Origin of the sequence: Bizionia saleffrena (assembly GCF_008086175.1) — a bacterium.
GTDB classification, from domain to species: Bacteria; Bacteroidota; Bacteroidia; order Flavobacteriales; family Flavobacteriaceae; genus Bizionia; species Bizionia saleffrena.
This window is the reverse complement of the sequence record NZ_VSKM01000006.1, coordinates 83,947-99,226: the sequence shown is the minus strand read 5'-3', so window position 1 is coordinate 99,226 and position 15,280 is coordinate 83,947. Positions and strand designations below refer to the sequence as shown.

The 15,280-nt window shown below is 36.3% G+C and carries 13 protein-coding genes; 1 reads left to right on the top strand and 12 read right to left on the bottom strand.

Annotated features, from left to right (window positions below; translation table 11 throughout):
• Positions 1–82: 82 nt before the first annotated feature.
• The 5 genes from ES676_RS07240 to ES676_RS07220 all read right to left on the bottom strand — a co-directional run bounded on the left by ES676_RS07240 (position 83) and on the right by ES676_RS07220 (position 6,179).
• On the bottom strand, positions 83–973 hold the full coding sequence (locus ES676_RS07240) for a cbb3-type cytochrome c oxidase N-terminal domain-containing protein (RefSeq protein WP_148369658.1): 891 nt from the start codon (positions 971–973) through the stop codon (positions 83–85).
• A 1-nt stretch (position 974) separates the two neighbouring features.
• On the bottom strand, positions 975–1,166 hold the full coding sequence (locus ES676_RS07235; protein ID WP_148369657.1) for a cbb3-type cytochrome c oxidase subunit 3: 192 nt from the start codon (positions 1,164–1,166) through the stop codon (positions 975–977).
• A gap of 2 nt (positions 1,167–1,168) precedes the next feature.
• Positions 1,169–3,373: a cytochrome-c oxidase, cbb3-type subunit I gene (gene ccoN, locus ES676_RS07230; RefSeq protein ID WP_148369656.1), complete on the bottom strand. Its 2,205-nt coding sequence runs from the start codon at positions 3,371–3,373 to the stop codon at positions 1,169–1,171.
• Positions 3,374–3,376: 3 nt separating this feature from the next.
• Positions 3,377–3,589 carry a cbb3-type cytochrome oxidase assembly protein CcoS gene (gene ccoS, locus ES676_RS07225; protein ID WP_148369655.1) on the bottom strand — a complete coding sequence of 71 codons (213 nt, stop codon included), beginning with the start codon at positions 3,587–3,589 and terminating at the stop codon, positions 3,377–3,379.
• A 148-nt stretch (positions 3,590–3,737) separates the two neighbouring features.
• Positions 3,738–6,179: a heavy metal translocating P-type ATPase gene (locus ES676_RS07220; RefSeq protein ID WP_148369654.1), complete on the bottom strand. Its 2,442-nt coding sequence runs from the start codon at positions 6,177–6,179 to the stop codon at positions 3,738–3,740.
• Between the two features lie 246 nt (positions 6,180–6,425).
• On the opposite strand from ES676_RS07220, the gene ES676_RS07215 reads away from it, so the two are divergent.
• A complete protein-coding gene (locus ES676_RS07215; RefSeq protein WP_148369653.1) occupies positions 6,426–7,124 on the top strand; it encodes a Crp/Fnr family transcriptional regulator in 699 nt (232 codons plus the stop codon).
• Positions 7,125–7,146: 22 nt separating this feature from the next.
• Here the strand turns inward: ES676_RS07215 and ES676_RS07210 are convergent, their stop codons facing one another.
• From ES676_RS07210 to ES676_RS07180, 7 genes are all read right to left on the bottom strand, one after another.
• Positions 7,147–7,977: a universal stress protein gene (locus tag ES676_RS07210; RefSeq protein WP_148369652.1), complete on the bottom strand. Its 831-nt coding sequence runs from the start codon at positions 7,975–7,977 to the stop codon at positions 7,147–7,149.
• 170 nt (positions 7,978–8,147) lie between these two features.
• Complete coding sequence (locus ES676_RS07205) at positions 8,148–8,582, bottom strand: heavy-metal-associated domain-containing protein (RefSeq protein ID WP_148369651.1); 435 nt, start codon at positions 8,580–8,582, stop codon at positions 8,148–8,150.
• Between the two features lie 37 nt (positions 8,583–8,619).
• Positions 8,620–10,368, bottom strand: coding sequence for an efflux RND transporter periplasmic adaptor subunit (locus tag ES676_RS07200; RefSeq protein ID WP_148369650.1), 1,749 nt, complete (start codon positions 10,366–10,368; stop codon positions 8,620–8,622).
• Positions 10,358–10,831 carry a DUF305 domain-containing protein gene (locus ES676_RS07195; RefSeq protein WP_148369649.1) on the bottom strand — a complete coding sequence of 158 codons (474 nt, stop codon included), beginning with the start codon at positions 10,829–10,831 and terminating at the stop codon, positions 10,358–10,360. Before ES676_RS07195 ends, ES676_RS07200 begins: the two co-directional genes overlap by 11 nt.
• A 12-nt stretch (positions 10,832–10,843) precedes the next feature.
• Entirely contained in the window at positions 10,844–13,348 is a 2,505-nt protein-coding gene (locus tag ES676_RS07190; protein ID WP_148369648.1) for a heavy metal translocating P-type ATPase, read from the bottom strand.
• Between the two features lie 76 nt (positions 13,349–13,424).
• Positions 13,425–13,994, bottom strand: a complete 570-nt coding sequence (locus tag ES676_RS07185) for a helix-turn-helix domain-containing protein (protein ID WP_148369647.1) — start codon at positions 13,992–13,994, stop codon at positions 13,425–13,427.
• A gap of 3 nt (positions 13,995–13,997) precedes the next feature.
• A complete protein-coding gene (locus ES676_RS07180) occupies positions 13,998–15,266 on the bottom strand; it encodes a TolC family protein (protein WP_246130323.1) in 1,269 nt (422 codons plus the stop codon).
• Positions 15,267–15,280: the final 14 nt, after the last annotated feature.

The window sequence follows — 15,280 nt, the reverse complement described above, 5'->3', positions numbered from 1 at the left end:
GTAAATAGAGTCTTTTACTCGTTTACTTCAGTTTCTGATAGTGCATTTTCATTGTTTACTGGCAGTGCGTCAGTTTAAGGCTCTATTTTGGAGTGTTTTCATCCTGCCAAATTTCTCCTTCTGGAGCCTTTGGTTCTGCTGGAGTTGTTCCTCCCAGACTAATAACATAACTCGCAGCTTGAGCCATCTCTAAAGGTTTTAACTCTGACTTCCAAGAAATCATACCTTTACCTGCTCGACCACCTTCTAAAAGTGTTCTAAAAACATTTTGAACACCACCTCCTAAAATCCAATACTCATCGGTAAGGTTTGGCCCAATACCACCACCACCGTCAGACTTATGACACGCGATACAATTTGTTTCGTATATTTTTTTCCCTGAATTCAAATCTGAAGCATCGGTTAATAAAGTCACCGTATTTACATCGACTAAGTCTTTTGCCGTTTTTTTCCATTCTTCAACTTGAATTTTGGCTTCCGCTACGGCCATTTCATACTCTTCTTTCTGGTTGTAATCATTCAGCACTTCAAAGCGCACCATATAAACAATGGCAAAAATAATTGACGCATAAAAACCGTATACCCACCATGGCGGTAAATTATTATCTAGCTCACGGATACCATCGTAATCATGATCGAGAATAATTTCCTTTTCTTCAATATCCTCATCGTTTCCAAGCATTTTTAGGTACGTTACTCTAAACCACTTAAATTGGTTTTCTTTTCGGTACACTTCTTTTGCTAAATAACTGGCTTGCTGCTCGGGCTTTAGTGTTTTAAATAAAATAACACGTAAGGCTTCGATACATATTTCGAAAGCCATACCGAAAAGCATTACAGTACCTATAATTATCCAGTAAATGGGCTCAGTAAGCATTGCCCATTGCTGATCTGTTTCATAAACCCATTCCATTAAAATTATAGAAATAATTAATAACAAGAAGAGTCTTAATAAGGATGCAGTTGTTCTCATATTAGTTTTGGTTTGTATTAATGGTGTCATCTTCTAAAGGAATGTTACTAACTTCCTCTATATGTGATTTTTTTGCCGTAATAACCCACAAAAAAAGTCCTACAAAAAAAATGAAGAATATTAATAACGATACTAAAGGATAGATTGCAACACCATCTATATTTTCTAGGTTTCCTTTTACAAATTTGAACATATCTATTCGTTTAAGTTTTCTGTTGATCCGTCTCCATTTGTCACTTTAATATCGGTACCCATACGTTGTAGGTAAGCTATTAAGGCCACAATTTCTCTATCTCGCATTTGTACAAACTCCTCATTATTATCTTTTGCATACTGCTTATCTGCTTCGTATGTTTTTGCAAAATCAGGATCGTTATACAAGCTTTTTTCAATTTTCTCACCTTGCTCGGACATCCACTGTTGCGCTGTAACGATATCATTTTCTGTATAAGGAACACCAAGTGTTACCATTGCTCTCAGTTTAGTTTCAGTATTACTTTTATCGAGCTCATTTAAAATTAACCACTTATAAGAAGGCATAATAGAACCTGAAGAGGTGCTTTGCGGATCGTACATATGATTAAAATGCCAGTTATCACTATACTTACCACCTATTCGCATTAAGTCTGGTCCCGTACGTTTACTTCCCCATAAGAAAGGATGATCGTAAACATATTCCCCTGCTTTAGAGTATTCTCCGTAACGTTCTACCTCACTTCTAAAGGGTCTAACTTGTTGTGAGTGACAACCTACACAGCCTTCTCTAATGTAAAGATCTCGACCCTCTAATTCTAATGGAGAATATGGTTTTACACTAGAAATTCTTGGAATATAATCGTCTACCATTAACGAGGGTATAATTTGTACCATACCTCCAATAAGAATAGCGATTGTAGCGAAAATTGTTAATTTAACAGGACGTCTCTCTAACCAAGAGTGGTACCCTTCTTTTTTAGTTCTGTTTTTCGTTATTTTTTCTAATGGTGCAGCTTCTGCTAACTCATCGGTTACAGCGCTTCCTGCTCTAGCCGTCATTATTAAGTTAACAACACCAATTATTGCTCCTGAAATGTAAAGCGTTCCCCCAATAGCACGCATCCAATACATTGGCATAATTTCGGTTACGGTTTCTAAGAAATTCCCGTAAGTTAAAGTACCATCTGGATTAAATTGTTTCCACATAGAGGCTTGCACAAATCCTGCTACGTATAAAGGTAATGTATATAAAATGATACCTAGAGTACCAACCCAAAAGTGTGTATTGGCTAATGTAAGAGACCATAATTTAGTTTTAAATAATCGGGGTACCATCCAGTAAATCATACCAAATGCCAAGAACCCATTCCAAGCTAAAGCACCAACGTGCACGTGGGCAATAATCCAGTCACTAAAGTGAGCGATAGCATTTACGTTTTTAAGTGATAACATTGGCCCTTCAAAAGTAGCCATCCCATAACCTGTAATCGCTACAACCATAAACTTAAGAACAGGATCTGTTCTTACTTTATCCCAAGCACCACGTAATGTTAATAATCCATTAATCATACCTCCCCAAGATGGCGCTAAAAGCATTATTGAGAATGCAACACCTAAGTTCTGTGCCCAATCTGGTAACGAAGAATATAATAAGTGATGGGGTCCTGCCCAGATATAAATAAATATTAACGACCAAAAGTGCACAATAGATAATCTATAAGAATATACCGGTCTGTTTGCCGCTTTTGGAACGAAATAATACATTAAACCTAAAAATGGTGTAGTCAAGAAAAATGCTACGGCATTATGCCCATACCACCATTGTACTAATGCATCTTGAACACCAGCATACATAGAGTAACTCTTCAATGCGCTTACCGGAATTTCCATACTGTTTACAATATGTAAAACAGCTACAGTAACAAATGTTGCTAAATAAAACCAAAGTGCAACATATAAGTGACGTTGTCTTCTTTTTAGCATAGTTCCAATTAAATTGGCTCCAAATACAACCCATACTACAGCAATAGCGATATCAAAAGGCCATTCTAACTCCGCGTATTCTTTAGATGTTGTGTACCCTAACGGTAGTGTTATGGCAGCACCTACAATTATAGCTTGCCATCCCCAAAAGTTAAAATTACTTAACCAATCTTTCCACATACGCGCTTTTAATAATCGCTGTGAAGAGTAATAGACTCCAGCAAAAATAGCATTACCAACAAAAGCAAAAATAACGGCATTTGTATGTAACGGACGTAAACGACCAAAACTTAACCAAGAAATACCATCGGTAAGATTAGGGAATAAAAACATAAAAGCTAATAGTAGCCCTACACTCATTCCTACAATCCCCCAGAATAGTGTTGCGATAATAAAGTTCCGTACAACCTTATTATCATAATAAAATTTTTGTAATTCCATAGTTTATTTAGTTAGTCTTTTTTTTCTTGGTGTTGTTTCATTGGTTGATTTACTAGTTTCTTTTTTTTCATCAACAAGTTCATCTTCAAAAAGCATTCTTACAGAGGGCGTATACATATCATCGTATTGACCTTTCTTCACAGAATAAATAAAAGCTGCAAAAAACACTAGTGCCACAAAAACACTGATTGCTAAAAGCATATATATAATATTCATATCATCTTGAATTACGGTGTAAAATTACCGGTATTGGTTTATTAATAAAATGACTTTTGTCAGTTTACTTCTTTTTATTTCAAAATACCCCTTTTTATTTCTATTCAATGATTCTTATTGATATTTTCCACCTTACTCCCTTTGGGTATTAGTCGACCAAATTAAGCTTTCGCCCTAAAATATATGTATAAACAGTCGTAAAAATCACGATACTTATAGAGCTTAAAGGCATTAATATTGCTGCTACAACTGGCGCTAAATGGCCTGTCACCGCAAAGCCTAACCCTATTACATTGTAGAATAACGAGAAAATAAAAGCATAGTTAATAACTTTTATACCTTGACGAGATAACGTTAAAAACGTTGTTATTTGTTTAAAACGAGAAGCATCTAAAATACCATCGCACGCTGGAGAAAACACATTGACGTTTTCCGAAATAACAATACCCACATTACTTTGTGCCAATGCCCCAGAATCGTTAAGTCCATCTCCAACCATCAACACATTCCTCCCTTGATCTTGTAACGTTTTAACATAATTGAGTTTGTTTTCAGGCTTCTGATTAAATAGCAACGTGATCCCTTTAGGAAGTATTTGTTCTAAATACGCTTGCTCTCCATTATTATCGCCAGATAAAACAACGAGATTACAATTTTTAGACAACGCTTCAAATACATCAGTCATACCCGCTCTGTATTCATTAAAAAATACGAAGCATCCCTTATACTCTTCGCTGGTACCAATATGAACTGTAGTTTTGTTTGTATTCGATTGCTCTAAAACTTGTGATTTTTCTTGAGCTTTCTCAGTTACAAAATCATAGGAGCCCACTTTTATAGAAAACGCACGTGAAACCCCTTCAATACCTTTACCTACTTCTTCTGTAAAGGAATCTAAAGTGCAAATACCATTCGTATTCAACAGCGTATATAAGGCACGACTCAGAGGGTGATTTGAGGCACGTAAAGTTGAAGTTAATACTAATTTCTCGTCTTCGGAGAGCGTTATTCCTTCGTAAACAATTCCGTTTTTCTGATTGGTAGTAAGTGTTCCAGTTTTATCGAAAACCACGGTATCGATGTGAGATAGTTGCTCAATCACTTTACTGTTTTTAATGTAGCATTTATTACGACCGAAAATGCGCAGTAAATTCCCTAAAGTAAAGGGAGCGGCCAGAGCTATTGCACACGGGCACGCAACAATTAGTACCGATGTAAACACATTTAGTGCGATCGATGTATCGTAAAATAACCAAAATATTGTGGACACTAAAGCTATCAATAATAAGGTAATGGTAAAGCGCTTACTTATCTTGTCTGTTAAACTTTCAAATCCGCTCTGCTTATTTTTACTAAATATTTCGTTAGACCATAATTGGGTTAAATAACTTTGTTCTACTGGTTTTAAAACCTCCAACTCGATAACACCTGCTTGTTGCCGGCCCCCAGCATATAAATAATCGCCAGACTGTTTTACCACGGGTTCTGCCTCGCCGGTTACAAAACTATAATCGATTAATGCTTTCCCTTTTATTAAAATAGCATCGACAGGAATTAATTCTGAATTTCGGATAATTATTCGGTCTCCTTTTTCTAATTCGTAAACTTGGGCTTGGTCTTCTTTTTTTGAAGTTTCGGATGTGTTTTCACCATCAACCGAAGCGTATTCCTTAAATAATCGTGTTACCGCAATAGGAAAATAGGATTTATAGTCTCTTTCAAAAGACAAGAAAGCATAGGTTTTTTGCTGAAAGAATTTTCCTAATAACAAGAAAAACACTAAACCAGCTAAACTATCGAAAAAACCAGATCCCCAGTCCATAATAATTTCTACCGAAGACCGAACAAATAAGACGAATATACCTATAGCAATGGGCACATCAATATTTAATATTCTAGAACGTAAGCCTTTATAAGCAGATACGAAATAACCCCAGCCTGCATAAAAAACGACAGGTAGCGAAAAGGCAAACATAAGCCATCTAAAAAAATATTTATACCGCTCTAGCCAAAACTCATCGACTTTAAAGTACTCGGGGAAAGACAAAAACATAATGTTTCCAAATGCAAAACCTGCAATACCCAGTTGGTAAATTAAAGTACGATCGGTTGTCGTTTTTTTTACAGAAGCATCTTCTAGAGATAGATAAGGATCGTACCCTAATTTAGCCAATAAAACCACTAAATCATGCAAATTAAAACCGTCGCTTGAATACGTAACCCGCACTGTTTTTCTAGGAAAATTGACTTGCGCCGTTTTAACTGCAGGATTAAGTTTGTTTAAATTCTCTAAGACCCAAATACAAGAACTACAATGTATGGAAGGAATTAACAACGTCACCACTTGAATGCCTTGTTCGTTAAATTCTAACAACTTATCAGAAATCACTTTATTCTCAAGAAAGTCGTATTTACCTTCTATACGAGAGGGTGTAATTCCTGGTGTTTGCTGTAAATCGTAGTAATAAGAGAGGTCGTTTTCATTTAAAATATCGAACACTGTTTTACAACCGTGACAACAAAATTGTTTATCCTCATATTTAATTACAGTTCTATCGCAGGCATCACCACAATGGAAACAATTCTCCATAACTACTTAATTTACTTCGACCTTAAAAAGATCATTCATACCTAAGACAAAGGTCTTTCATTTTACAGCCCAAAAAGATGACATTTATCATATATATTAGCATTATTTAGCTGTTTTAAAGTAAAACCTACAGCCGTATAATTTACAACATTCTCTAGAGTTTTCATTATAAAGAACTTTACTTTCATAGATTTCGCCTAAATTATTCGTTTCTTTGCAAGAATAAAGAATAATATTTTTCAACTTATGAGTCATCTTGAAAGGCGTTGTGAAAATTGTATTGTTAGACAATTAAATTCATTAAAAGCCTTAAAAAAGGAAGAGCTTAAGCGCATTTCTGATAGTAAAATATCGAAAATTATAAAAAAAGGCGAGTCTATCTTTAGAGAAGGAGAAAAGCTTAACGGGGTTTTTTGTATTCAAAATGGCGTTTCTAAGCTCTCAAAAATGAGCGATAATGGTAAAGATCAAATTGTTAAAATCGTAGCAAAAGGTGAGATTTTAGGACAACGTTCTGTGATTTCAGATCAATCTACGAATTTAAGTGCGGTTGCTCTCAATGACATGACGGTGTGTTTTATTCCTAAAATTGAACTCTCAAAGTCTCTTGACGAAAACACACAGTTTACTCAAGCGATCTTAAAACAAATGGCGCAAGATTTAAAAGTGGCAGACGATGTCATTGTTAGTATGGCGCAAAAAAGCGTTAGACAACGTATCGCTGAAGCGTTAATGTATTTACGAGATAATTTTGGCGTAGACGAAGAGGGTTATATTTCTATGACGCTCTCGCGCGAAGATATTGCTAATGTCGTTGGCACAGCAAAAGAAGCGTGCATCCGTACGCTGTCGTCCTTTAAAAAGGACCAGTTAATTTCTGCTACAGGTAAACGCATTAAAATAGAAAATGAAAAAGCCCTCTATAATTTAATAGAAGGCTTGTAAATTTTTACATGGTTTTGCAACCTTATATTTTTACTGTTAATACAGGGATTTTAGAATGATTTACAATATCTTCTCCAATACTTCCAGAGAAAAAGTGTGCTAATCCGCTTCTACCATGCGTGGGTATACTAATCACATCTGCCTTTATTTTATTAGCAAAATTAAACACTCCTTGCTCCACAGAAAAGTCGGCATAGATTGTTACATCTTCTGGTAATATTTTATCATCTTCTGGCAAACTCACTATAAATTCAATAATTTGCTTTTCAATTTGATCTGTACTCTTATAGTTTTGTCCCGGTAAGTTTACGTATAATAAATGAAGCTTAATATCTAATAATTTAAACATTCCAGAGACCTTATTGTACACGTCTAAACTTTCTACTTTAAAGTCGCATGCAAAAACAGCATCTGACGGGTTAAAGTTTGTTTCTTCTTTAATTACTAAAACAGGCACCGACGCGGTACGTACTACTTTCTCAGTGTTAGAGCCTACAAAAACTTCAGAGACACCGCTAGTACCATGCGACCCCATAACTATTAAATCGCCACCATATTCTTTAGCAACATCATCTAATTCTGAAAATACTTTGTAATTTTTTACCGTATCATGAATTGTTAGTCCCTCTAAATAATCTTTATCTAAAAATTCTGTAAAACGTTTTCTGGTTAGTTTTATTAAAAATAAGCCTTCAATAGAATCATTCCCTTCTTTAATAAGCTTTGCATCGCTTATGCCCATCATATGTACAACAACAATTTCTGAGTTCTGATGTCTAGCAATTTGTGCCGCTACCCTTAAAGCGTTTTCTGAGTGTATTGAAAAATCTACAGGTACTATAATTTTTTTCATTGGTCTATTTTTTTTTGGTGGTTAATCTAAATTTTACTTTTGTAAATATAAGGACTCTAATTGTAAAAAAAGGTGACAATTATCACAGTCACCTTTTAATTACTCCAGGATAAAGTTAACCATTATAAAACAAATTCTATTGGTATTTAGCATAATTTGTAACTCTAAAATTACATTTTTGTACCAGATTGGTTCATTTCCATTGCGTGATCATATTTACAACATCCTGGTAATTCATTGTAAGCCTCCTCATTACCAGCCACTTGTTCCGTATCGTAACCCGAATTTGCAATAGCAGTATGAATAGCCATTTCATCGGTCGCTTTTTCATCAAAAGCCACGGCCATTGTTTTAGAGTCCACATTCCAATCGGCACTAGAAACGCCCGCTACACTTTTTGCCGCTTTTTCAATCGTTTCTTTACACATTCCGCAGTTACCGCGCACTCCAAAAGTAGTTTCCACCATCGCTAAATCTTCTGCTCCCGTAGTCGCTATTTCTGTTTCTGGCGTGGTCGTTACCTCGGTGTCTATTTTCGCTTCATTTTTACAGCTTGTAAAAGCTATCATCATTAGTACTGCTGCACTTAACATTGTTTTTTTCATCGTTTTAAAATTTAAAGTTATTACTATTTATTCCGTTTTACTCAATACTATCTTTTACTTCTCCACATTTTAACATCGCCGCACCAAAATAAGGGTTTAACACGTGTTTACTTGTACTTAACCAATACGCACCATTATCGTTATTCGCCATCGGGCAATGTAAATTAAAGACCTCTTCATTAATTCCAAAAAGTTTTATTGCAGTGGCCAATTGTAAAGACACCCTCTGAAATACCTCTCGCTGACCTGCAATCGTTTGTGTTTCGGCTAAGTTTTTTGTACTTTCAAACAACGTCCTTATTATAGGTTCTCCAGCTGCTTTGGCTTCAGTAGTTTCTAATTCTTTTAAAGCCAGATTATTTACTTTTTTTAATAACACTTCGGAAAAGTCTCTTGCCACCGCAACATTATCCTCTGCTAAAGCATCTTTTACTTGTATATACGAATCATACACCGTTTTTAGCTGTTGCTGAAATACTTTTGATGCTTTTAAGCGTTTCACAACCTCAAGTTTTGGCTCAGTATTAGCAACTACTGAAGTATTTGATGTATTTGAAGCATTCATCATCGATTTCTTACCTCGTAATTGTGCTGCCGCATCAACGGTAAATGTGCCGTTAACCACAATCTCTTCACCTTTAGTTAAGCCCTCTAAAATAACATAAGATTCTCCCACACGATGCCCTAAAGTAACTTCACGCATTTCGAAAACAGGAGTATTTTCATCTTTTTTTACATAAATCACAGAACGTTTCCCCGTCCACATTACCGCCGACGCCGGTATTTTTAACTCTTGATTAATACGATCAGAATTCACATTCACGGTTGCCGATACAAACATACCAGGTTTAAAAACCCCTTCTTTATTTTTTAAAACCACACGCAAAGTAGTCGTACGCGTTGTCGTATTTAAGGTTGGTGAAATAAAATCTACAACCGCTTCTACTTCTTTATTAGGATACGCATTTGCCGATACCATAACCGTTTGCTTATTTTTTATTAAATTGATTTGATTTTCGTACACATCAAATTGTGCCCAAACCGTATTTAAATTGGTAACTTTTAATAGTGGCTGTCCTTGTTTCACGTAATCCCCTTGGTTAACCAATTTTTCGGTTACTGTTCCTGAAACCGTAGCATAAATAGGCACATATTCTTTTACTATTCCAGAACTTTCAATTTGTTGAATTTGAGTTTCAGAAAGTTTCCATAGCTTCAATTTATTACGAACCGCCTGATACAAATCAGGCTGCGTTTTCTTTAACGACGCTGTCGTAATCAACTCTTGCTGAGCCGCATATAACTCAGGAGAATACAAAGTCGCTAAAATCTGTCCCTTTCGTATTTCTTCTCCCGTATAACTCACATTTAATCGCTCTATCCGTCCCGAAAAATAACTGGCTTGCACTTTATTTTCTTCTTCATTTTGAGCAATTTTACCCGAAAGCACAAGTCTATTTTCAGCATCACCCTCGGCTTTACCTACCCGACGCGTTTGTATATTCGCTAATGCCATAGCATTTGGAGTTAACTTAAAAGCGTTGGCCGCAAGACCTTCACTACTACTTGCGGCCGGAATTAAATCCATACCGCAAATCGGACAATCGCCAGGCTCCGATTGCATTATTTGTGGATGCATAGAACAGGTCCACATTTTCTTGCTCTCGGCAACCTCTTCGTGATTATGTTCTATTTCTTTATTAGAGTCGCCACCAAAAACAAACCAACCAATGGATACGCCAATAGTTAGAAAAACCGCATACATAATTATTTTATTATTTTTCATTTTCTAATCGTTTTATCATCGCCTTCATCTCACCAATTTCTTTGCGTTGTGCTGCAATTATAGCATTAGCTAATTCTTTTACTTCCGGATCTTTTATATCTGCTCTTTCACTAGTTAATATCGCAATGGAATGGTGTGGTATCATTGCGCGAAGCCATAACACATCGCCTATAATAGGTTTTTGAGCACGCACTAATCCTAAGGCGCCCATAAACAAGAGCACACTCCCTAATATAATAGCGATGTTCTTCTTTTTATTTTGGTACATACCCAGCATAAATAGCAACATAATCACCGCCATTGCCGAGATACCCAAACAGGTCATGTAAAAACGCGTTAAGCTAAAATAAACGTGGTCTATCGCGTATGTATTAAGATACATAGTAACATACATCGCCACAAAAGAAGCGCCTAACATTAAAAAGAATTTGGTATACTTATTACTTTTTTTTGAATTTTCCATAATTGATTGGTTTTAGATTTTTATTGATTTTAATCGCAACGCATTTGTAATAACAGACACCGAACTAAAGCTCATTGCTAATGCTGCTATCATTGGTGACAATAATATGCCGAAAAACGGATATAAAAGTCCTGCTGCTATAGGGACTCCCAACGTGTTATAAATTAAAGCAAAAAACAGGTTTTGTTTAATATTTTTCATTACCGCATCGCTTAAGTGTCTCGCTTTCACTATGCCCTGCAAATCGCCTTTTACTAAAGTAATCATTGCGCTTTCTATAGCCACATCGGTCCCTGTACCCATTGCGATGCCCACATTACTTTTTGCTAATGCTGGCGCATCGTTAATACCATCGCCTGCCATCGCTACAATTTCACCTTGCTCTTGAAGTTTCCGAACTTCTTCTAATTTATTTTCCGGTAACATTCCGGCCTTATAACTCGATAATTGCAACGTTTCTGCAACTGCCTTCGCTGTATTTTCGTTATCACCCGTTAACATAATCACCGCGATACCTTTCGCTTGTAATTCTTGAATAGCTTTGGCACTTGTCGCTTTAATTTTATCGCTAATTACAACATAACCTACTACTTTTTCATTTACCGATAAATAGGACACCGTTTTTCCTTGCTCTTGAAGCGCTGTAACCGTTTTGGTCATTTCCTTATTGATAGTTGCCTTAGCATAATCCATCATTTTAGCGTTCCCTAAAGCCACTTTTAAATCATTGACAGTTCCTTCCACACCTTTTCCTGTCACCGCAATAAACTGTTTGACATCTAATATTTCTACGCCTTTCTCCTTACCATAAGTTACTGTCGCTTCACCAAGCGGGTGCTCGCTAGAACTATTTAAAGACGCTATAAACTGAAGTACCTCAACTTCAGAATACTCAGTATTTTCAGCATTAAAAACACCAATTTCCTCAACCGTTGGCTTCCCTTCGGTAATGGTTCCTGTTTTGTCTATAATCAACACATTTACCTTGTCCATTAACTCTAAGGATTCGGCATTTTTTATTAGTACACCATTTTGAGCACCTTTACCAACCCCAACCATTATCGACATAGGCGTTGCCAGACCTAAAGCACACGGGCATGCAATAATTAATACCGCAATGGCATTAACTAACGCAAAAACATAAGCGGGTTCTGGTCCCCAAATTGCCCAAGCGGCAAAAGTTAGTAGAGAAATTGCAACTACGGTCGGTACAAAATAGCCAGAAACCGTGTCGGCTAACTTTTGGATAGGCGCACGACTTCGGCTGGCATCGTTTACCATTTTCACTATTTGCGATAGTAAGGTTTCAGAACCTACTTTTTCTGCGCGCATTAAAAAGGACTGATTCCCGTTAATGGTGCCACTACTCACCGTATCACTAACCGCTTTACTTACTGGCATTGGTTCTCCAGTTATCATAGATTCATCGATAGTACTTTGTCCTTCAGTAATAATACCATCGACAGGGATTTTATCGCCTGGTTTTACTTTTAATATATCACCCTTTTTAATGCTATCGATCGCTACTTCTTCGGTGTCGCCATTTACAACACGAAGTGCTTTATTGGGTGCTAATTTTAATAATTCTTTTACTGCGTCGTTAGTTTTACTGTGTGCTCGCGCTTCTAAAACTTGCCCCATTAACACTAAGGTTAAAATAACCGTGGCCGCTTCAAAATACACGTGAACAGCTCCCATTTCGGTTTTAAACTGAGCTGGAAAGAAATCTGGAAAAAACAATCCGAAGACACTAAATAACCAAGCCACCCCAGCGCCAATACCGATAAGGGTAAACATATTAAGATTCCACGTTTTTATACTTCTATAAGCGCGTTCAAAAAACATCCACGTCGCATAAAAAACCACAGGAATAGACAGTCCTAATTGCACCCAGTTCCAATACTTCTGATCTAAAATAGAATACAATGGATTGTTAGGAATCATCTCGCTCATTGCAATTATAAAAATGGGCAATGTAAACCCTAATGATAACCAAAATTTGTGCATCAGCTTTTTATACGTCTTTTCTTCGGCCGATAATGAGGGTTTCAAAGGGACGAGATCCATTCCGCAGATTGGGCAATCACCAGATTCATCTTTTACAACTTCGGGATGCATTGGGCACGTCCATTTTTCAGATTGAATGGCCTTTAGGTTTTGCTCTTCTACTAAATCCATTCCACAGACTGGGCAATCTCCCGGCGCGTCGTATTCTTTATCGCCTTCGCAATGCATCGGGCAATAAAAAACACCTGTCCCCTGACCTTTTGGTTCTTCTTTAGGTTTGGATTCGGGAATAGATTCTTCCTGATTATAAATCTGGTAGCGACCGCCATCATTTTCCAAAGCATCTTTTAAAACTGACATAGCGATGCCGTCTTCTGATTCTATTGTTGCTTCGGCAGCGTCCAAATCTACACGTGCAGAAAGAACACCGCTCACTTGCGAAAGCGTTTTTTCGACATGACCGCGACAACCATTGCACGTCATTCCTTTTATTTTATATATTTGTTCCATTAGTCTCTTTTTTAATACTATGCCCGTAAATATAAAGCTAAATACGCATTTTAGTTTTCACAATTCGGTTACTTATTTATATAATTTTGTCTATGGTTTTTCGGTTCCATTCTTTAGCATTTTTATATTCTGTCATCGATACTCCAGTAACCATTTTAAATTGTCGCGCCAAATGACTGCTTGTTTTGTAATTTAGTGAATACGCGATTTCAGAAAAATTAAGTTGCCCCAATTGAATGAGTTCCTTTACTTTTTCAATTTTAAGCTGAATACTGTATTTTTCTAAAGTTACCCCTTCAGTTTTACTAAATAATTTACTTAATACCGAGTAACTTTTACCAAAACGCAAAGCAAGATCTTGAGACAATTGTTCGGTTCGTCCTGCTTCAATAGCATTTATAAGTTCAATTTTAAGTTTTTCAACAAGGGTGTCTTTGTCATTTTTTATGATTTCGAAACCATTCTTTTTAAGTTGAATGCTTAGTGATTCTAAATTACATTCTTGATTACTCTTTTCAGTTTTAACCACATTAACCTGACCTAATTCGATAGACTCTACGGTAAATCCTTCACCCTCGAAAATAGTTAACACCGAAGCAATACACCGATCACAAACCATATTTTTAATCGTATAAATTTCGTGCATTTTCTATTGTGTTAGATAGTTAATAATTGACGCTTGTACACAGTAATTTTTGATGCTTTCAATGGTATTGGTTTGAAATTTTAACAGCAATTCCTGAACCTCTAAAACCGCAGTAAAATCTAACGTTCCCGTCTCGTAAGTTTTTAATAAAATCGTTTCTGCTTTTTTAGTTTGATTGCTGTTTTTTAAAAGCATAGTATAACGAACACGCGCTACATTTTTTTGTTTTATAGCTTTATCCAAAACCGTCTGTAATGTATTAAATTTATTGGTTTTCTCAAATTCTATGCGCTCTTGTTCCCATTGGTTTTGCTTCGTTACAGATCCAAACTTTTTATTAAAAATGGGAATAGACACGGTTACCATTGGCATAATAATGTCTTTACCGTTATCGGCAAACGTCATATCTGGATTTTTGGACACGTTTATATAATCTAACCCAAAACCTATTGCGGGCGCTTTTTCCTTCTGATTTAGGAGCTCTAACTGACTCACCGATTCATACAATTTATCATATTTGATTAGCTCTGGGTGCACTTGTAAGTTCTCACTATTAAACACCAACTCATTCTCAGGGATTTCGAAAGTCGTTTCAATAGTTATCGGCGTATTTTTACCTCTATTTAACTGAAGATTCAACACACTTTGCTCTGATAAATAATTAATTTGAAGGACATGCAACTCTTGCTCTAATTCATTTTGTCGCACTTGTAGGCGCAGCACATCTACCACCGATGCTTTTCCCGATTCAATACCGGTTAACGCCAACTTTTCGTAAGTTTTTAAAAGCTGAATCGTCTCTTCAAACACCAATTGTGTTTCTTTATTTTGATATAACACGTAATAGGCATTCGAAATGGAAGCTGCCAATTGTCGTTTTAAGATGGCGATGTCTTGATATTTAGCTTCGGCTAAAGCGCTAACATAATTCTCTCGTGCCGTAAGCGTTCCAAACCACGGTATCATTTGTTTTACCGACAATTTAAATTTCTGTGGGCCCGTTCTGGTTTCGGGTTCACTTACAAAATACCCTGCGCCAAATTCCGTATTAGGGATTGTATTGACTTCATTTACCTTTTCTGAAGCAATACGGTACTGCAATTCGAATTTTTGAACCTCCGGATTATTATGCAACCCTTCTTTTATTAAACTACCCAATTCTTGTGAGAATACTGCATTTTGAAATCCGAAAAACAAAGCACAAAATACCATCATTTTAAAAGTCTTAAAACCAATGCGCTTCGCCGTTTGTTTGTATTTATTTGAATTCATTTGTATAGGTTTTA

Coding starts and splice junctions, on each gene's coding strand:
- ES676_RS07240 (WP_148369658.1), bottom strand. CDS start 973: ATGAGAACAACTGCATCCTTATTAAGACTCTTCTTGTTATTAATTATT.
- ES676_RS07195 (WP_148369649.1), bottom strand. CDS start 10,831: ATGGAAAATTCAAAAAAAAGTAATAAGTATACCAAATTCTTTTTAATG.
- ES676_RS07205 (WP_148369651.1), bottom strand. CDS start 8,582: ATGAAAAAAACAATGTTAAGTGCAGCAGTACTAATGATGATAGCTTTT.
- ES676_RS07200 (WP_148369650.1), bottom strand. CDS start 10,368: ATGAAAAATAATAAAATAATTATGTATGCGGTTTTTCTAACTATTGGC.
- ES676_RS07235 (WP_148369657.1), bottom strand. CDS start 1,166: ATGTTCAAATTTGTAAAAGGAAACCTAGAAAATATAGATGGTGTTGCA.
- ES676_RS07210 (WP_148369652.1), bottom strand. CDS start 7,977: ATGAAAAAAATTATAGTACCTGTAGATTTTTCAATACACTCAGAAAAC.
- ccoS (WP_148369655.1), bottom strand. CDS start 3,589: ATGAATATTATATATATGCTTTTAGCAATCAGTGTTTTTGTGGCACTA.
- ES676_RS07190 (WP_148369648.1), bottom strand. CDS start 13,348: ATGGAACAAATATATAAAATAAAAGGAATGACGTGCAATGGTTGTCGC.
- ES676_RS07220 (WP_148369654.1), bottom strand. CDS start 6,179: ATGGAGAATTGTTTCCATTGTGGTGATGCCTGCGATAGAACTGTAATT.
- ES676_RS07215 (WP_148369653.1), top strand. CDS start 6,426: ATGAGTCATCTTGAAAGGCGTTGTGAAAATTGTATTGTTAGACAATTA.
- ES676_RS07185 (WP_148369647.1), bottom strand. CDS start 13,994: ATGCACGAAATTTATACGATTAAAAATATGGTTTGTGATCGGTGTATT.
- ccoN (WP_148369656.1), bottom strand. CDS start 3,373: ATGGAATTACAAAAATTTTATTATGATAATAAGGTTGTACGGAACTTT.
- ES676_RS07180 (WP_246130323.1), bottom strand. CDS start 15,266: ATGAATTCAAATAAATACAAACAAACGGCGAAGCGCATTGGTTTTAAG.